The following is a 20,418-nucleotide window of genomic DNA, read 5'->3' on the forward strand; positions in this document are numbered from 1 at the left end:
GGCTTATGAGTATAGATATAAATATAAGAGATAATAGATATAATTTAGATTTAAATGATTTGATAGTTATGGGAAAAAGGATTAATAATGAAAAGAGAAATTTTTTATTTATAAGTAAGGTACTAGGTAAGCATATTGAAGCTAGGCCTAATATATGTAAGGAAATAGGAGCAAAATTAGCTGGTCTTATTTTTGATAAGGAACAAAAAGAATTACCTTATAAAAGTAATGAGAGAATATGTGTATTAGGGTTTGCTGAAACAGCAACTGGATTAGGAATGGCTGTAGCTTCATATATTAAAAATTGTTATTATATTACAACTACTAGAGAAGATATAACAGAATTAAGTTCACTCTTAAAATTTGAAGAAGAACATTCTCATGCTACAACACATAAATGCTTCCCATTAGATAAAGATAAGATTGTAAATGCAGAAAAAATAATTTTAGTAGATGATGAAATAACAACAGGAAAATCTATGATAAATATAATAAAGGAATTAAAATCAGTAAGTAGTGTAAGGGATTTTATTATTCTTAGTATATTAGATTGGAGAAGTGAAGAGCATAGAAAAGCATATGATGATTTAATTAAAAAAGAAAATATTAATGTAGAAGTTTTATCGTTAATATGCGGAGATATTAAAATAAATGATAATAGTACTTATATAGATAATTCAGATAAGTTAATAGAAGAAACTACTGATATTCTAAATTATAAGGTTTTAGATAGAATAAATTTAAAGACAAGTTATAAAGAAGAAGAGAGTTATTTATTGAATACAGGTAGATTTGGAGTAGAATTTAATGAAATAGAAGCTTTAGAAAAAAGCTGTGAAGAGGTTGCTAATAAGTTGCAATCTTTTATTAAAAGTAGTGAGAAAGTATTAATATTAGGCCATGGTGAAAATATATATATTCCATGTAGAATAGCTTCTTACATAAAGGGTGATGTATTTTTTAAAAGTACTACAAGAAGTCCTATTTATTGCGAGAATATTGATGATTATCCAATAAAAGAAAAGCATGTATTTTATCATAAAGGAGTTAAGTATTACTTCTATAATAAAAGCGAAATAGAAGAAAGGTATGATAAAGTAATTTTAATAACAGAAGATGATTTAAATGTTAAATTAACAAATAATATGATTATAGTAAGGATTTAAGAGTTATGGATAATATAAATTTAGTCAAGCATAGTTATGATGAAGATTGTATATTTTTACTTAAAGATTTAACTAATGATATAGAGGAAATTACAATAAAAGAGAAAGAGGCATTAATAAGAAATGGAATTAATTATTCAGAAATGATTTCAAAAGAAAATAAGCCTAGTAAAGAGATAAAAAGTTTGTTTCTTAATATGCTAAATAGAGATAAAAAAATAATTGCATACTATGTGGCAAAAATATCAGAAATAGTATATAGAGAAAAGGGAAATGATTTAGTAATAGTATCTTTAGCTAGAGCTGGTACTCCTTATGGAATATTAATGAGTAAGTATCTAAGATTAAAATATAATGTTAGTATACCACATTACAGTATTTCTATTATAAGAGGAAAAGGTCTAGATATAAATGCTTTAAAATATATTTTAAACAAGAATAAAGATGCAAAAATACAATTTGTTGATGGATGGACAGGGAAGGGATCTATAACTAAAGAATTAAATAAATCTATAGATATTTTTAATAGTGAAAATGGAACTAATATAGATAGTTCTTTAGCTGTTATTTCTGATCCAGCAAAATTATGTGAAGTATGTGGAACAAGAGAAGATTTTGGTATAGTAACATGTTGTTTAAATTCAACTGTAAGTGGGTTAATAAGCAGAACTGTTCACAATGAAAAGTATATTGGGAAAAATGATTTTCATGGAGCAAAAACCTTATATTATTTAGAGGATGAGGACTATTCACAATATTTTATAAACAAAATATATAATGAGTTTAAAAATATAAGTATTAAAAGTAAAGAGTTAGATTTAGAAGTTATAGATAAACAATATTCAATAAATATTGTTAATAGTATAAGAGAATTATATGATATTAACAATATAAATAATATTAAGTTAAGCGTTGGTGAATCAGCTAGGGTTTTATTAAGAAGAGATCCGAGAATTATATTAGTAAAAAATAAGAATGATAAAAATGTAGAGCATATAATTAAATTAGCAGATGAAAAGGGAGTAAAGGTTATTGAGTACAAGAATAGTGATTATAATTGTATTTCGATAATTAATGAAAAATAAATGGAGAATATATTTTTTATTACAGATTTAGATAGAACTATTATACATTCTAAGCATAAAGGATATAAATGTGTTGAGAAATTAGGAGATAGAGAAATAACATACATGACTAATTATGCTTATGATAAGCTACAAGAATTATTAAAAAATGAACTATTTATATTTATACCATGTACAATGAGAAGTATTAGTCAAACATTAAGAGTTGATTTTATAAGGGTCTATAATCCTAGGATTATTATATGTACTAATGGAGCTCAAATTTATATTGATGGAAAGCTAGATAACGAGTGGGACAAGCAAATGAGGAATTTGTGTAATTATAATGAGTTAATTGAAAATATTAATTATCTAGAGGAATTAAAAGAAATTTATAAGGAAAGTATAAATATTATAGATGTAAGAAATATTGAAAATTTCTATATTACTGTTAAGTGTAAAGATTCAGAAGAGGCAAATAAGTTTTATTATATTATAAAGGATAAGTTTAGTAAGAATATTGATGTTTTAAAAATAGAGGCTAAGATATTTATTATTCATAAAAAAATAAATAAGGTATATGCTGTTGATTATATTGTTAAAAAATTTAATATAAAAAATCTAATTACTTCTGGGGACACAGAGGTGGATAAGGAATTTACTACTAGAGGGATAGCTATTCTTCCTAAACATAGTTCCTTTAAGCATGATAAAGCCATAATAACTAGAAAAGATAAAATAAATTCAACTGAAGAGATATTAGATTATATAAATGATTTATTGTATAAATATGAGAATAAATTTATCTAAAATAGGAAGATGTTGAAAGTAAAGTATGAAATAGGTTAAAATTTAGATGTAAGGTTTATTCTAGGAAAGTAAGAGGTTATTTGAAAAATGGCTATAAATTTAAAAAACATAACAAGTTATATGTTTAGAACTATTTATGAAAGAGAAGATACATATAATAAGTTTAAGCCATATTTTTATAGATTTATAGGTGTAGAAGATAGTTCGAAATATGATGACTTTATTAAGACAATTCAAAGTAAATGCATAGAAGAGCAAGATAAGTGTATTATATTTGATAATAGCATTCCATTAAGTGGAGAAATGGAATTAATTCAGTATATTTTTAATGAGCTTGCATCTATGGATGTTTATAAAATCACTTCGCAAGATATCACAATATTTGATGACTTAGAAATTAATTTTAAATTTTTAAGTGCATTAGAATATATTATACCTATTGCTTGCAATAAAGAAAATTTCTTTAATGAAAATGTAAGAAATAATTTTATAACAAAGTTAATTGTTTGGACATACACTTATGCAAAAGATATAAAATATGACGCTAATATAAATCCAAAATGTATTTACTATGGGAATATACAAAGACATGAAATTTATTTTTTAATTATGCTTTATAAAATGGGATTTGATGTTATTTATATTAATCCATTAAAAGAAGAACTTTGGAATGAAATTGAAGATAATGGATTAAGTGAATGTATAAAAAGTATGGGTATATTAAATATAGAATCTTTTAGGGAAAAGGCTAACAGAGGAAAAGTTATTGATAACTTTGAAACTATTACTAAGCAAGTTCAAAGGGATATAGAAGAACAACTATTTTCTAATACAGGAATGTTTAAGCCGTGGCAATTTAGAAAAGGTTATACTAAAAGTGTGTTATTAGATACCATATTAGAAGATATTTATATTTACTGGAATGAGCCTTGTAAGTTAAGAAGTGGATTTAAAGTTGAAGGAAACATAGTTCAAGTTCCCTGCTTTTTTAAAAAAATAGATGGTGTATATAGTGATGAGTTTGAATATCAAAAATTGGTTAAGTATTGCACATCATCACAAAATACCTTAGTTTTTAATGGAATATATTTCTCTGAAGATGTTCAATTTAAAGATGATATGTACCAGCTTATGTTTTGTCAATTAAGTGATGGTTCTTTTGATATAGAGGAAATTAAGAAATTGCCTTTATATAGATTTTCTAAGTATAGTGAGGATGTTCAGAATTTTTTACTTAATAAGTTTAATGAAACAATAAGTAGTAAGGACTTGTTTAGTAGAAAATTTAATAAAGAAGAAATATTAAGATTATTAGTATTAGTTTTAGGATTAAATGAAAGTATTGTTAGGTTAATAGATAATTTTGATTTTACAGGTGCTATACCTAAGATAGTAATTTATCTTGAAGATGAAAATACTATGCCTGAATCTATGCAAATACTATTAGGATATATTCATACTATAGGAATTGATATAGTTATATTTAATCCATCAGGTTTATTTAATATTAATAATGTTATTAAGGAAACAGCCTTAAATGATTTTAGATTAGATGTAATGAAATATGATTCAAAATATAATAATTTAATTAATTTAAAGCAAGGTGTTTTTTCAAGATTTCTAAGAAAATAATAGGTTTTAATTATATAGATAAAGGGGAATATAAGTTATGATTAAAGATGATAATAATATGTTTGGAAAGTCATTTAATGAAGATAATATAGAGAATGTTGATTTTCAAAATATGAATAATAATTATGGTGCATATGAAGGGCAGCAGGAGATGCAAACAAATCAGCAAATGGGATACCAAGGGCAACAAGGAATGTATCCAAACCAGCAAATGGGATACCAAGGACAACAAGGAATGTATCCAAATCAGCAAATGGGATATCAAGGACAACAAGGAATGTATCCAAATCAGCAAATGGGATATCAAGGACAACAAGGAATGCAAGCAAATCAGCAAATAGGGTATCAAGGACAACAAGGAATGTATCCAAATCAACAAATGGGATACCAAAATCAACAATCAATGCAATTTCAAGGTATGATGAATCAAAATGATAATATGCAAATGCAAAATAATGATTTTGATATGTCAACTATATCAGAGTATAAGCAAAGATTAAGAGGAATGAAGGAAGTTCAAGACCTTACTGGAGAAGTTGAAATTCAAAATCCAAATTCCATAGTAATGTTTGGGCAAAAGGCTAGTGAGAATATATCTAAGGTTTCTGATGAATTATTAAAATCTATGAAAGCTGTAAAGGCAGAGGAAGCTAGTGAAATGCTAGTAAGCTTAACTAAAATAATGGATAAATTTGATGTTAAGGAACTTGAAAGTGGAGAGAAACAATCTATATTTTCTAAATTAGTTAAAGGGGTAGGAAATAGTGTTGCTAAAATATTTCAAAAATACGACACTATGGGATATGAAGTTGAGAAAGTATATGTGTTATTAAAAAAATACGAAAATGATATTAGAGAATCTAATGCAAATTTAAAGAAGTTATATGATGCAAATCTTCATTTTTATCAACTACTTGAAAAGTATATAGTAGCCGGTGAGTTAGCATTAGAAGAAATAGATGCATACATATCACAAATATCAATGAATAATGCAATGAATCAAGAAGAAAAGCAAATGTTAACTCAAAAGCTTGAAATAAGTAAAGAGATGCTATCACAACGTGTGTACGATCTTCAAATTGCTGAAAATGTTGCTATTCAAGCAGCTCCAATGATTCAAACTATTCAAATGTCTAACTTTAATTTGATGAGAAAAATTAACTCATCATTTATAGTAACATTACCTATATTTAAACAATGTTTAGCACAAGCAGTTATATTAAAGAGACAAGAAATACAAGCAAAATCAATTAAGCAATTAGATGATAAAACTAATGAACTTATTATGAGGAATGCTCAAAATACCGCTAGACAATCAGTTGAAATTGCAAAAATGGCATCAGGAAGTTCAGTTGCTATTTCTACTTTAGAAAAGTCATTTGAAACAATAATGAAGGGTATTGAAGATACAAAAGCAATTCAAGAAGCTAATAGAACAGAAAGAATTGAGAATTCAGCTAAGCTTGAAAGAATTAAACATAGCATGAAGAAAAATATAGCTCAAAGTTAATAGTTAATAAATAAAGTCGGCTTAGGTCGACTTTATAAAAAATTTTCAAAAAAAGTTGTAAATTTATTGAATAAAATTTTTAATGTGGACATACTTAAGATAAATAGTAAAAACAAAAGTTTATTTCATACTATAAAAAGTGTTGAAATATATTTCATTAAGTGGTATACTTTATCACGTAAGGTAATTAAAAATAATTCTTAAAGTATAGGGGGTCTGTAAAATGGGAATTAATTTAGGTTCAATGATAGGAAATATGCAATCAAGTGCAAATAATAATGGAGTAAATGCTTTAAATTTAAAAAAGAACGATGTTTTAAATTTAACTAAGAAAAATCCAGGACTTAAAAAAGTAATACTAGGAGCTGGATGGGATGTTGCAAGCATAGGACAAGATTTTGATTTAGACATAGCTGCATTTTTATTAAATGCAAATGGAAAAGCTCAAAACATACCTGATGATGTAATATTCTTTAATAATATGCAAGGCCAAGGAATTTGTTTAGAGGGTGATAATAGAACAGGTGCTGGTGAAGGCGATGATGAAAGAATAAGAATAGACTTAGAAGCTATATCACCACATGTTCAAAAAATTGTTTTTGTTGTTACTATACATGAAGCACAAGCTAAAAGACAAACATTTGGTATGGTAGAAAATTCTTATGTAAGAATTTTAGATGAAGAACGTAATGAAAGAGAAATATGTAGATTCAATTTAAAAGAAAATGGTTCAACAGTTACTTCAGTAATTTTTGCAGAATTATATAAAACAAGTGGTGATTGGCAATTTAAAGCTATTGGAGAAGGAAAGATTGCTGATTTAAATGGAATTTTAGGTCTGTATATGTAGTTAGAAGCTTATATAGTTAGTAGTTTAGGATGAAAGTCTGCTTGGGCAGACTTTTTGAAAAAATATTTTTTAGAAACTAAAATAGTAGTTTCAACAATAACTAAAAACTATTAGTACCTATAATAGATTGAATTTTGAATAAGAGTTTTAGAGGAGGAAAAAATATGGTTGGAGTTTTAAATTTACAAAAAAATGATGTTTTAGATTTGAGAAAAGCAGATCCAGGATTAAAGCATGTTATGTTAGGAGCTGGATGGGATGTTGCTAAAAAAGGTTTTTTTAATTTAGGAGCAGATTATGATTTAGATTTAATTGCATTATTATTAGATAGTAATGATAAACTTGTTAATAGAGGAGTAATATATTTCGGAAACTTAAAAGGAGATGGAATATATCTTCATGGAGATAACAGAACTGGTGCTGGAGATGGAGATGATGAAAGAATATCTGTTGATTTAGATAGACTTCCATCAAATTGTAATAAGGTTATATTTGCTCTTAACATTTATGATGCAGTATCTAGAAAGCAAGGTTTCTCTAGAGTAAAAAATGCTTACATTAGATTAGTAAATGAGGATAATGGTAATAAAGAGATTTGTAGATATAATTTATCAGAAGATGGTGGAGATAATACAGCATTACTATTTGCTGAATTACAAAGAACAAATGGAAGCTGGCAATTTAAAGCTAAAGGAGAATTATTACATGCTACAGTTAAATCTTTAGCAGATATGTATAAATAGAGGAGGAAATTGATATGGGAATTAATTTAGGTTCAGGATTTGGAAATTTAGCTGGAAATACAAATAATAATGCACCAACCGGTGGGATTTTAAATTTAAACAAGAATGATGTATTAGATTTAACAAAAAGAAATCCAGGATTAAAGAAGGTAATGCTTGGTGCAGGATGGGATACTTCAAATAGTGGTTCAGATTTTGATTTAGACATAGCAGCATTTTTATTAGATGCAAATAATAAATTTAACACTGTTTCAAATGTAATATTCTTTAATAATAAAGCAGGTAGAGGTATTACATTAGGTGGTGATAATAGAACTGGTGCTGGTGAAGGTGATGATGAAACTATAAATATCGAATTAGATAATATCGATCCAAGCATAGTAAAGATAGTATTTGTTGTTACAATTCATGAAGCTATGGCTAAGAGACAAACTTTTGGAATGATAAATAATTCATACGTTAGACTAGTTGATTTAGAACAAAATGGAAAAGAATTATGTAGATTTAATTTAAAGGAAAATGGATCTACAGCTACATCAGTAATATTTGCTGAGCTTTATAGAAATGGGGCAGAGTGGCAGTTTAAGGCTGTTGGAGAAGGTAAAATCGCTGATTTAAATGGTGTATTAGCTTTATATCAATAGTTAAAGAGATACATGCAAAAGATAAATTCACTTTTGCATGTATATTTTTTAAAGAAAAGTTAACAATATGATATTTAAATAAATGATAAGATAGTATATTATATAAAGATATGTAAATTTTATTTAAGGAGAGAATGGAATGATTAAAGGGCTTAATAAAGAGCAAATAGAAGAAAGTAGAAAGCTCTATGGAGATAATATAATTCATGAAGCAGAGCCAGAAACTTTTTGGGACAAATTTAAAGGTGCATTCGATGATCCAATGATTAAGTTATTGCTTGCAATTGCAGCAATTATGGCAATTATGGCATTTATGGGATATGCTGAATTTGGGGAATTAATAGGTATAGCAATATCTGTATTATTAGTAACTGGAATTTCTGCCAAGACAGAAATTGCAAGTGATAATGAGTATAGAAAGTTAAAAAATTCTACTAAAAAAGATGTATGTAAAGTACATAGGGATGGTAAGGTAGTAGAAATTGAAGTAAATGAACTAGTTGTAGGAGATATGGTTATTCTTCAAAGTGGAGATAAAATTCCAGCTGATGGATATCTTTATAATGGAGAATTAAGAGTAGATAATTCAGCTCTTAATGGTGAAGCAGAAGAATGTAAAAAGGTTGCAGTAGAAGACTCTAAGACTTATAAAGAAATTGCTATGACAGCAGATATAACTGGAGATACATTCGTAGATGCACATTCTTTATTTAGAGGTGCTGTAGTATTTAATGGCGAAGGTGTTATGGAAGTAACTAAAGTTGGTATGAAAACTATGATGGGTGCTATGGCTGCAGATATGGCTGATGATGAAGTAGAAAGTCCATTAAAAGTTAAGCTTACTAAACTTGCAGAACAAATTTCTATGTTTGGTTATATTGGTTCAGTTGTTATTGCATTAGCTTTATTAGGACATAAGGTACTAGTCGAAGGTGGATTTGCAGAGTACTTTGCACAAGGTGGAGTATTAATATTTAAAGATGTATTAGAAGCTATTATGTTAGCAGTTGTTATTGTAGTTATGGCAGTACCAGAAGGATTACCACTTATGATTGCAATTGTTCTTATGAGAAACACATCTAAGATGTTACAAAATAATGTACTTGTTAGAAAACCAATAGGTATTGAAACAGCGGGATCATTAAATATTTTATTCTCAGATAAAACAGGAACAATTACTAAAGGTCAATTAGAAGTTGTTGAGTTCTTTGATGGAAACTTAAAGGATACTTATAAAGAGGGTTCTAAAGTTAAAGAAATGATGAAGCTTTGTATTGGGAAAAATACAGGAGCTATGTTTGATGCAAATGGTAAAATAGTAGGGGGAAATGCTACTGATAAGGCATTACTTAACTTCTTAACACAAGGAGAAATGGAAAAGTTAACAGGCTTAGTTGTTGAAAAATCACAAGGTTTCAATTCAGCTAATAAATATTCAGCAAGTCAGTTAAATGGAAAAACAGTATATAAAGGTGCTCCAGAAAGATTACTTGCTAAAGCAACAAAAATGTTAGATGAAAATGGAAATGTAGTTGATATAAATAAAAATAAAATTAACTCTAAGATAGATGAATTAGCTATAAGAGCTATGAGAGTTTTATCATTTGCTTATAGTGAAAGTGGATTAGTAGAAGATACTCTTCCAGATGACTTAGTTATTGTTGGATTTGTTGGAATTCGTGACGATGTAAGAGTTGAAGCAAAACAAGCTATTGAAGAAGTACAAAATGCTGGAGTTCAAGTTGTAATGATAACTGGTGACAGAAAAGAAACAGCAGTTGCAATTGCTAAAGAGGCCGGATTATTAAGAGCAGATACAGATGTTGCATTAACTTCAGAAGAATTAAATAAAATGTCAGATGACGAAGTTAAAGCTATTATACCAAACTTAAGAGTTATAGCTAGAGCATTACCAACAGATAAATCAAGAATGGTAAGACTTGCTCAGGAGTTAAATCTTGTATGTGGTATGACTGGTGATGGTGTTAATGATGCGCCAGCATTAAAGAGAGCAGATGTTGGTTTTGCTATGGGTAGTGGTACAGATGTAGCTAAAGAAGCTGGTTCAATAGTAATTTTAGATGATAATTTTAAATCTATAGAAAGTGCTATATTATATGGTAGAACAATTTATAATAATATATTAAAGTTTATAAAGTTCCAATTAACTATAAATGTTGCAGCTGTTGCAGTTTGTGCTATTTCACCTTTCTTTGGTATTGAGGAGCCACTTAAGATTACTCATATACTTTGGATTAACTTAGTTATGGATGGTCTTGGTGCGTTAGCATTAGGTTCTGAACCTGCTCTTAAGAAATATATGCTTGAAAAACCTAAATCAAGAACTCAAAGTATAGTTTCAGGTAAGATGATGAATCAAATTATTTTTGCAGGAATTTGGGTAACTATATTAAGTTTTGTATTCTTAAAAGCTCCATTCTTTGTAGAGATGTTTGCTAATACTGAAGAGCATATGACAGCATATTTCTCAATGTTTGTGCTTTGTGCAGTGTTTAATGGATTTAATGTAAGAAGTACAAATGCTAATATATTTGAACATATAAATGAAAATATGAGCTTCTTAAAGGTTATGGGAATTATTATAGTAGTCCAAGTAGTATTAACAATAGTTGGTGGAGAAATGTTTAGTTGTACTCCAATTTCAATAAATCATTGGATGGTTATAATACTTATGGCAGTTACAATTATTCCAGTAGATATGATAAGAAAAGCCATAGTTAATATTTTTAATAAAGAAACAGTTAAACAAAATGTTGTAGAAGCTGCATAAAAATAAATAGATTAATATAAAAAGTCAGTTTTAATGAGTTATTCTCTGTTTACTTAACAGGGGTAGTTCTAAAGACTGGCTTTTTATGGTGAATTAATAAATATGTTAATAAGGAAATATTTGAAATATTTATTGAAAATTATATAATATAATAGAATAATCACAACTACAAAATAGGAGATTAACACTGTGAGCAAAAATAATAATAAACTTTTAGAGGTTAATTATCTAAAACAACTATTTGATATTATAAGAATAGTTGATCCGATTAAGAAAATAGTAATTGAAAAAAATGGGGAAGTAATAGAAGAAAATATTAAGTGCTTTAAGTTATGTAATAGAGATTCCGTATGTGAAAATTGTATTTCTATTAGAGCATATAATGAGAATACTAGTGTTATTAAATTTGAATATATTAACAATAAAGTATATATGATTATGGCTACGCCTTTAAATCGAGAAGAAGATAGTTATGTTATAGAAACAATTAGAGATGTAACAGATTGTAAAATAATTGATAGTCTTGAAGTAAAGGAAATTGATGAAATAAAAAGTACCTTTAATAAAATGAATAGATTAATAATTACAGATGAACTTACACAATGTTATAATAGACGATATATAAATGAGAGATTACCTATAGATATAGACTTAGCAATTAATAATAATCTAGACTTATCAATCGCTATGATAGATATTGATTTTTTTAAGAATATAAATGATAAATATGGACATTTAGTAGGGGATTTTGTGTTAAAAGAAGTAAGTAAATTAATTAAAAATAATATAAGAACAAAAAGTGATTGGATAGCAAGATACGGTGGAGAAGAATTTATAGTATTATTTAATAATACTTCCAAAGAAGATGCCTATAGTTTATCAACTCGAATAAAGTCAATAGTTGAAGGGCAGATAATTAAATATAATGATATAGAAATAAAAATAACTATTAGTATAGGAGTAGCTAATTTAAGTAAAAAAGTTAATACAATGAATAAATTAATAAGTATAGCTGATGAAAATTTATATAAGGCAAAAATAAATGGTAGAAATGTTGTTTGTATATAAATAATTATATTAAAGGGATATAGGAGATATATGAAGAAAGTATTAGTTACAGGAAATAATGGATTTTTAGCATCAAGATTTATAGAGTTTTATAAAGATAAATATGAAATTATTAGCTTTAATAAAAATGATTTAGATATTTCAAATGAATCTAAAGTATATAATATATTTAAAGAAAATAAGTTTGATATAGTAGCACATTTAGCAGCTATTTCAGATACTGGCAAATGTCAAAGTAATCCAGATTTAGCTAATAAAATAAATTTACAGGGAACTATAAATATAGCTAAGGGATGTGAATTAAAAAAATCAACTTTGGTATTTGCTAGTAGTGATCAAATTTATGCTGGAAATAAGAAAGAGGGTCCTTATAGTGAGGAAATTATAATAGAACCTAATAATGTTTATGCAGAAAGTAAATTTTATGCTGAAAATGAAATTAAAAATATATTAGATAATTATTATAATTTGAGATTAACATGGCTTTTTTCAATGCCAGAAAGAAATAAAAAAGTTAATACTAATATAATAACTAATATTTTAAATGCAGCGTTAAAAAAGCAACCTTTAAATTTATCAATTAATGAATTTAGGGGGATGACATATGTATATGAAGTTATAGAAAATTTTGAAAAATTAATTGAAATCCCCTTTGGTGATTATAATTATGGATCAGAAAATAATCTTTCTACATATGAAATTGGTGAAAAAGTACTTGAACATATGGGATTAGAGAATAGACTTGAAGATATAATAATTAAAGATATTGAAAGATTTAAGGACAAAAAAAGGGATCTAAGGATAAGTAATAGTAAATTAAAGAAATTAAATATAAACTTTAATGATACAGAAGAAGCTATACAAAGATGTATAAAAGAATTTAAATTTTAAAATATTGCAAAAATGATAAATGGGTAATTAATGAATGAAATTCCTTATGGAGTTTCGAACTTAAGTACCCATTATTTATTAGCTTACTTTTAATTTATTTAATTATAGTATAAAAGTCATAAGTATTAGCTAAACTAAATTTTCCCATTCTTCGTAAAGTTGAGCAATACAATCCTCAAGTTTCTTTATTTCATTATTAACTCTTTGACTTTCAGTTGGATTAGAATAAATTGATTCTAAACAAAGTTGTTCTTGTAAAGAAGTTAGCTCATCTTCCTTTTCTGAAATTGTTTTTTCTAGTGTTTTAATTTTAAGTTGAAGAGCTTTAGCTTCTTTTTCAGCTTCACGTTTTTTCTTTTTTTCATCCTTAAGCTGAGTTTTGGTTTTACCATTAGCTAATTCTTCATAATCTTCAAATCGAGTTGGATTAAGTTTCTTTTCTTGATAATAACTATAGTTTCCAAGGTATTCAGAAACACCATTTTCTTTAAGTTCAAGTATACGACCAATTACTTTATTTAAGAAGTATCTATCATGTGATATAACCATTAAAGTACCATCATATTCTAATATAGCATCTTCAAGTGCTTCTCTAGACATTATATCAAGATGGTTAGTGGGCTCATCTAATAAAAGTAGGTTTGATTTTGAAAGCATAAGCTTTAATAAATTAATTCTACACTTTTCACCACCACTTAAGGTATTTATAACTTTAAATACATCATCACCAGTAAATAAGAAAGATGCTAAATAACTTCTAAGTTTAGATGTTGTTAAATTAGGAAATTCATCCCACACTTCGTCTATTATAGTTTTATCTAAATTTAAATCAGATTGTTCCTGATCATAATATCCAACGTTAACGTTAGTTCCTAGTACTTTAACACCTTTATCCGAGTGAACTTTATCCATTATTATTTTAAATAAAGTAGTTTTACCTCTACCATTTTCACCGATTAAAGCAACTTTTTCACCACGTTTTAAATCAATATTTAAGTTAGTAAATAGTATTTTTTCGCCATAAGATTTAGACATATCTTCTATATGTAAAACATCATACCCACTTTTTACAGAAGCTTCAAATTTAATTTTAGAGCCTTCTTTTTCATGTGTAGGAGCCTCAATTTTTTCCATTTTATCTAATGCTTTTTCTCTACTTTCAGCAGCACGAATGCTTTTTTCCCTATTAAAAGAACGGAATTTTTCGATAATTGCTTCTTGACGTTTAATTTCAGCTTGCTGTAGATTATAAGCTTTAAGTTTAGCTTCATAATTCTTTTTTCTAAGATCTATAAATTTAGAGTAAGGTACATTGTAACATTCAACTTTTCCCGCAATAACTTCAAAAGTACTAGTTGTTACTGAATCTAAAAAGAATCTATCATGGGATATTACTAAAACAGTTCCTTTATAGTTTTTCATATAGTCTTCTAGCCAACTAATTGCTTCTAAGTCTAAGTGGTTAGTTGGTTCATCAAGTAAAATGATATCTGGTTTACGTAATAGTAATTTACATAATGCAACTCTTGTTTTTTGTCCACCACTTAAAGTATTTATAGATTTATAAAAGTCATCTTCAGTAAATCCAAGTCCTTTTAATACTCTTGATATTTCACCTTTGTAGATATAACCACCTTTATGTGAATATATATCTTGAAGAGTTGTGTAGTCTTTTATAAGCTTGTCATGATATGAAGCATTATTTTCATCATAAGGTTCGTTCATTTTTATTTCTAAGGATGAGAGTCTTTCTTCAATGTTTAGAAGCTCATCAAATACAGAAAGAGTTTCTTCATAAATATTTTTATCAGAGTCTAATGCTAAATTTTGTGATAAATAACCTAAAGTTTTATTTTTATCTATAAATATTTCACCAGAATCTTGAGATATTTCTTTAGTTATTATTTTAAAAAGGGTTGATTTTCCCTCACCATTAGCACCAATAATTCCTACTTTATCACCTTCATTGATTGAAAAAGTAATATCTTTAAGGACATCGCGTATTCCGTAACTTTTGCATATATCTTTACAACTTAGTATTATCATAATTTCCTCCAGTTAGACGAAGTTTTCCTTATAATTATACTATTATAGTAAATCTATATCAAATTAAAAAAAGGAGATGTTTTTCAACAACTCCTTTTTTTAGATTGCATCATCTACAAAGAGATAGCCAAGTGGTGGTTTACCATTAAATAGTCCCATAATATAGATAGTATAGAATTTTCCACCATCTAATGTAATATTCTTAATATATTTTGTAGGTGATTCAGAAGCTCCTAAGAGAATCTCAAAGTTATATATTCCAGGGGATAATTGATAATATCCCGTAGTTTCTAAATATTCAGCTTGATTAAATAGTATAATACCGTTAGGTAATCCTAAAGTAAGTAAAGGTGCGTTTGAAGATAAATTAATAAATCTCAAAAATGACTTAGATTTATTTATAGGAACATTATCATCCTTTAGCCTAAATAAATACAAATTATTGGATAATGTAACTATTGAAACTGTATAGTTAGCATTAGCTATTAATTGAATATTTTGACTTAATAAAGGCTTGTCATAAGTGCCAGCTTTGAATAGTTGAAATTCATATTCTCCAGATGATAATTGACTATATTTAGATATTTTTCCAAAGGCTAAGTTACTTGTTATAAGAGAGCCATTTAGATAAACATCAACATTTGGGGCATTAGGTACTGCATGAAGAATTCTTACACTAGGCTCAATTCGAGGAAGTGATTTTGAGAATTGTTCCATAAAAATCACCTACCTTTTACAATTATCAAGAGATATCTTTATTATTTTTTTTATTAATAATTTAGTAATAGGATAAGGGATTCTATAAGCTTTCATAGTAGCTAATATTCCTGGATTATCCTTTTCTATTAAGGCAAATAGTTCATTAACCTCATCTTCGGTACAATTATACTTCCTAGAATCATTTAAAGAAAAGTCTAAGGAGATATCTAAATTTCTTAAGATATCAAGAGTGTTGATGGAGTCATCTAAATACCTTTTATTAACCTTTTCTTCATTATAAGAATAGAGAAAACTATCATCTAATTCTGTTGGATATTCTAATTCAGTATTAGTGTTATTTGTAATATTAGTGTTATTGTTACTTTCTTTAAGTGAGGTATTTGAGTCTATATTCGGTACATTTTTAGGATACGGTGTAAGTGGAGCTAGCTCAGTCATTGGGTTGGTATTTAATGGAATTGGTGTTGGGTTGATATTTAAATTTGGAAAACCTAATGATAAAGTACCAAATGTTTTAGTGCTAGAAATTCCATCCATATTAAATAGTAATGGAAATTTTGTACTATTAGGTGCTAAAGAGGAATCAATATTTAAAGGTATAAAATTTAAATCATCATCATTATATTTTTGTGTATTAGTTTTTTTAGAACTCATTATTACCCTCCAAATAATAATTTATTAATAATATATGTATTTTAAACACATATGTTACTTTATAGAATATGACTATAGTGAGAGGTATATTACTATTGAACAATAGAATGTCTAGTAAATAATCACAATAGCAAAAAGGTAAGAATATATTGTATTGGAGGGGATTATTATGCATAAAGAAAATATAGATGATTTAAGAAAGCTATTTATAGGGTTGGATAAAAAGGTTAATGTAGATGGAAAAGGAAGATTAATTCCTATAAATTTTGATAATGCAGCTACCACTCCACCTTTTAAAAGAGTTATGAAAAAGGTATTAGAAACTAGCGAGTATTACGGATCAATTGCAAGGGGGGATGGTAAGAAGTCTCAATATTGCAGTGATTTATATGATAGTTCTAGAAAATATATATTAGAATACTTTAATGCACCTGAAGATATATATACAGCAATTTTTGTAGGAAATACTACTGATGGATTGAATAAGCTATCTAATATTTTAATTGAAAGTAAAGAAGATATAGTTATTACAACTAGAATGGAACATCATTCAAATGATTTGCCTTGGAGAAATAAATGTGATTTAAAGCATGTTGAAGTAGATAAGGATGGAAGAATTAAGGTAGAAGATATAGAAGAATTACTTGATAAGTATCAAGAAAAAGTTAAATATGTAACAGTAACAGGCGCATCTAATGTTACTGGTTATGTGAATGATATAAGAAGAATAGCCAAAGCAACTCATAGATATGGAGCAAAAATAATTGTTGATGGAGCTCAATTAATTCCTCATAAAAAAATATCCATGATACAAGATGATATCACTGAAAATATAGATTTTTTAGTGTTTTCTGGACATAAGATATATGCTCCATTTGGAAGTGGAGTTATTATTGGTTTGAGAAAAATATTTAATGAAAAGGATCCAGCTTCAAGTGGTGGAGGAACTGTTCAGATAGTTCTTGATGAACGTCAGCTATGGCTAGATACACCAGAGAAAAATGAAGCAGGTACGCCTAATCTTTTTGGAGCAATATCAATAGCAGAAGCATTAAAGGAAATGGATAAAATAGGATTTCAAGTTATTGAAAATAATGAAAAAGACTTATTATCATATTTAATTAAGGAATTAAAGCAGTTTGAAAAGGTAACTTTATATGCAGATAATGAAAATATAGATGATAGATTGGGAATTTTAGTATTTAATATTGATGGAATGACTTATGAAGAAGTTGGAGGAGCCCTTGCTGATATAAGAGGAATAGGGGTTAGAGAAGGTGGATTTTGTGCCCATCCATATACAAGAAGAGTTCTTGGAATAAAAGATGATGAGCTTCAAAGATATATGAGTGAAGTTGGAATTCCTGGATTGGTTAGAGTAAGCTTAGGAATTTATAATACTAAAAAAGAAGCAAATATATTCCTAGACACCGTTGAATATATTTGCCGAAGATACACTAAATAAATTGTGAAGCAATTTATAGTTAAGGGCCTTACGGCCAGGTAAGTTTTTTGAACAGCGCTTCGCTAGTTCAAAAAGGTAAATGTTGACTTTATCAACGGTAAGAGCCTTACGGCTAATTAAGGAAGAAACTTCTTGCGAAGTTTCAAAAAATATATATTCAAGAAATTATGAAATAATTTTATTCTTAACTTTTTACCGTTTGCTTCAGCAAACATTTACCCGTGATTAATTAGCACAAGCTATATTAATCACTTTATCTTGGCCATTAGGCCCTTAACTTTTCACTTTTAAAATTATTTGTTAAATACTTTAAAGTCTGGCATTGGTGCAGCTGAAATTACTGTTGGAACTTCAGAAACTAGTGGAGCTAAATATTCAATAGCTTTTTCGTTTACGTTGTTTCCAGCTTCGTTTATCCATTCAGTTGGGAAGTATTTAACGTTATTAGCAATTTTATCAGCTTCTATTAAGAAGTAAGAAGATTTATAAGGTACATTATTTTCTCTTTTTATTCCGATCATATATCCACATTTCCCAAGACTAGCTTGTCTTAATGCTTCATATCCAACTTCATAGGCTTCTTCTAAATCTAAATTAGAAGCACAGTGCATAGCACATCTTTGAAGAACACCAAGTTCAAGAGATTTAACTCTTGTAGTTATACCAGAAGATATTATTAAGTTTTTTAAATATGAGCCAACACCACCAAGTTGAGCATGGCCAAACTTATCATGAGCTTGTGCATGAGCTTCAGCAACAAATTTGCCTTCAGCAGTTCTTACACCTTCAGAAACAACTATATAAACTTGATTTTGTTCTTCAAATTTATTTTTTACATCAAGTAAAAATTGATCTACATCAAAAGCAGTTTCAGGTAAGTAAATGAAATCTGCTACTTGTTTACCGTTTAATGTAGCTAATGAAGCGGCAGCAGCTAACCAACCAGTATCACGTCCCATAGTTTCTAATATAAATATTCCATTATTTATATATACAGATGAATCTAAATAAGTTTCAAGTACACTTGTTGCAATAAATTTAGCAGCACTACCAAAACCAGGTGTGTGATCAGTATACATTAAGTCATTATCTATAGTTTTAGGAATACCTATAAATTTAACATCTATTCCAGTTTCCTTTGCATATTCACTTAGTTTAGCAGTAGTATCCATAGAGTCATTACCACCAACGTAAAAGAAAGCTTTAATATCATTAGCTTTTAAAATTTCAAGTAGTCTATCATATTCCTCTGTTGATTCTTCAAGTTTTTTCATTTTATATCTACAAGAACCTAATCCAGATGAAGGTGTATATCTAAATCTATTTATATCATCTTTAGAGAATGATGAAAGTTCTATTATATTACCATTAAGAATTCCTTCAATTCCATTTAAACCTGCATAGACCTTATTAAAAACTCCTAAAGTATTATTTGCTTCTACTAATCCAACAACACTTGAATTTATAACTGCTGTAGGACCTCCAGATTGTGCTATGATACAATTTGCCATTAAAATACGCTCCTTTAAAGTTGAAATTAATTTTAATTTATAAAAATAAAAAATATACATTAATTACTAGAAAGTTTATATTAATGTGATATACTATTTCTTTTATTATTAAATACAATATATACTATACAACAAAATAGTATTAAATAAAAGACATAAAAAATAAAATTTACAATATGAATCATAGGTTGATAAACTTAATAATAAAATTATACAAATAATGTAAAAGTGGGGGCTGGGATGAATATAAAAGATGTAATTATAGTTGGTATTGCTTTAGCTATGGATGCTGTTGGAGTAACTATTAGTATTGGAGTTAATCCGATAGTTAGAAGACATAATAAAATAGCTTTTATTATGTCCTTTGCAATATTTCAATTTTTATTTTTTCTTTTAGGAGGGATTGGAGGACATTTATTTGAAACCTATATAACTACTATTCCAAATGTAGTTGGAGGGATAGCTATAGCTATTGTAGGAATGCTAATGATAAAGGAAGGAGTAGATGGTGATGAAGAGAGTCAGAGTTTATTATTAAAAAAAGGAATGGTATTAGTACTTGGAATATCCGTTAGTATTGATGCATTTGTAGTAGGATTTACAGCATTTAATTACATAAGTAATCCTTTAATTATGATGTTAGATTGTTCAATTGTTGGGCTTATAACTTTGATATTGTGTACAATTGCTTTTTATTCATGCAGATATATAAGAAAAATAGAATTTATATCAAAATATGCAAATTTTTTTGGTGGAATAACATTAATTATTTTTGCTATAAAGATGATTTTCTTTTAAAAGTTACTTTTTTTATAAGTAAGTTAAACTTTATAAATCTATAATAATGATAATT

General features: G+C 27.3%; 17 protein-coding genes. 13 read left to right on the top strand and 4 right to left on the bottom strand.

The annotated features are described in order from the left end of the window. The first annotated feature begins 5 nt into the window (after window positions 1-5). The 11 genes from HCG76_RS04870 to HCG76_RS04920 all read left to right on the top strand — a co-directional run bounded on the left by HCG76_RS04870 (window position 6) and on the right by HCG76_RS04920 (window position 13,169). Window positions 6-1,166, top strand: a complete 1,161-nt coding sequence (locus HCG76_RS04870) for a phosphoribosyltransferase domain-containing protein (protein WP_260458102.1) — start codon at window positions 6-8, stop codon at window positions 1,164-1,166. A 5-nt stretch (window positions 1,167-1,171) separates the two neighbouring features. Then, complete coding sequence (locus HCG76_RS04875) at window positions 1,172-2,251, top strand: cysteine protease StiP domain-containing protein (protein WP_221700389.1); 1,080 nt, start codon at window positions 1,172-1,174, stop codon at window positions 2,249-2,251. Next, entirely contained in the window at window positions 2,252-3,040 is a 789-nt protein-coding gene (locus HCG76_RS04880; RefSeq protein ID WP_221700388.1) for an HAD family hydrolase, read from the top strand. An 87-nt stretch (window positions 3,041-3,127) separates the two neighbouring features. After that, entirely contained in the window at window positions 3,128-4,672 is a 1,545-nt protein-coding gene (locus tag HCG76_RS04885) for a YceG family protein (protein WP_221700387.1), read from the top strand. 37 nt (window positions 4,673-4,709) lie between these two features. After that, window positions 4,710-6,182 (top strand): toxic anion resistance protein, encoded by a 1,473-nt coding sequence (locus HCG76_RS04890; protein ID WP_221700386.1) that lies wholly within the window; start codon window positions 4,710-4,712, stop codon window positions 6,180-6,182. A gap of 223 nt (window positions 6,183-6,405) precedes the next feature. Then, a complete protein-coding gene (locus HCG76_RS04895) occupies window positions 6,406-7,032 on the top strand; it encodes a TerD family protein (protein ID WP_221700385.1) in 627 nt (208 codons plus the stop codon). A gap of 164 nt (window positions 7,033-7,196) precedes the next feature. Further along, complete coding sequence (locus tag HCG76_RS04900) at window positions 7,197-7,775, top strand: TerD family protein (RefSeq protein ID WP_221700384.1); 579 nt, start codon at window positions 7,197-7,199, stop codon at window positions 7,773-7,775. Between the two features lie 14 nt (window positions 7,776-7,789). Continuing rightward, window positions 7,790-8,419, top strand: a complete 630-nt coding sequence (locus HCG76_RS04905) for a TerD family protein (RefSeq protein WP_221700383.1) — start codon at window positions 7,790-7,792, stop codon at window positions 8,417-8,419. 139 nt (window positions 8,420-8,558) lie between these two features. After that, window positions 8,559-11,210, top strand: a complete 2,652-nt coding sequence (locus HCG76_RS04910; protein WP_221700382.1) for a calcium-translocating P-type ATPase, PMCA-type — start codon at window positions 8,559-8,561, stop codon at window positions 11,208-11,210. A gap of 189 nt (window positions 11,211-11,399) precedes the next feature. Continuing rightward, the gene (locus HCG76_RS19365; RefSeq protein ID WP_221700381.1) at window positions 11,400-12,278 is read left to right on the top strand and encodes a GGDEF domain-containing protein; all 879 of its coding nucleotides are present in this window, start codon (window positions 11,400-11,402) and stop codon (window positions 12,276-12,278) included. A gap of 30 nt (window positions 12,279-12,308) precedes the next feature. Next, window positions 12,309-13,169 carry an SDR family oxidoreductase gene (locus HCG76_RS04920; protein WP_221700380.1) on the top strand — a complete coding sequence of 287 codons (861 nt, stop codon included), beginning with the start codon at window positions 12,309-12,311 and terminating at the stop codon, window positions 13,167-13,169. 129 nt (window positions 13,170-13,298) lie between these two features. Here HCG76_RS04920 and HCG76_RS04925 read toward each other — a convergent pair whose 3' ends face one another. The 3 genes from HCG76_RS04925 to HCG76_RS04935 form a co-directional block, all read right to left on the bottom strand. After that, window positions 13,299-15,215, bottom strand: a complete 1,917-nt coding sequence (locus HCG76_RS04925; RefSeq protein ID WP_221700379.1) for an ABC-F family ATP-binding cassette domain-containing protein — start codon at window positions 15,213-15,215, stop codon at window positions 13,299-13,301. Between the two features lie 99 nt (window positions 15,216-15,314). After that, a complete protein-coding gene (locus HCG76_RS04930) occupies window positions 15,315-15,932 on the bottom strand; it encodes a DUF4397 domain-containing protein (protein WP_221700378.1) in 618 nt (205 codons plus the stop codon). Window positions 15,933-15,941: 9 nt separating this feature from the next. Then, entirely contained in the window at window positions 15,942-16,589 is a 648-nt protein-coding gene (locus HCG76_RS04935; protein WP_221700377.1) for a hypothetical protein, read from the bottom strand. A 169-nt stretch (window positions 16,590-16,758) separates the two neighbouring features. Here HCG76_RS04935 and HCG76_RS04940 point away from each other — a divergent pair, with 169 nt between their 5' ends. Further along, window positions 16,759-18,054 (top strand): aminotransferase class V-fold PLP-dependent enzyme, encoded by a 1,296-nt coding sequence (locus HCG76_RS04940; RefSeq protein WP_221700376.1) that lies wholly within the window; start codon window positions 16,759-16,761, stop codon window positions 18,052-18,054. 293 nt (window positions 18,055-18,347) lie between these two features. On the opposite strand, the gene HCG76_RS04945 is transcribed toward HCG76_RS04940, so the two are convergent. Further along, window positions 18,348-19,565, bottom strand: a complete 1,218-nt coding sequence (locus tag HCG76_RS04945; RefSeq protein WP_221700375.1) for a 6-phosphofructokinase — start codon at window positions 19,563-19,565, stop codon at window positions 18,348-18,350. Window positions 19,566-19,805: 240 nt separating this feature from the next. Here HCG76_RS04945 and HCG76_RS04950 point away from each other — a divergent pair, with 240 nt between their 5' ends. After that, window positions 19,806-20,363 carry a manganese efflux pump MntP gene (locus tag HCG76_RS04950; protein ID WP_221700374.1) on the top strand — a complete coding sequence of 186 codons (558 nt, stop codon included), beginning with the start codon at window positions 19,806-19,808 and terminating at the stop codon, window positions 20,361-20,363. Window positions 20,364-20,418: the final 55 nt, after the last annotated feature.

It is taken from the genome of Clostridium sp. K13, from assembly GCF_019734195.1.
Classification (GTDB): Bacteria; Bacillota; Clostridia; order Clostridiales; family Clostridiaceae; genus Clostridium.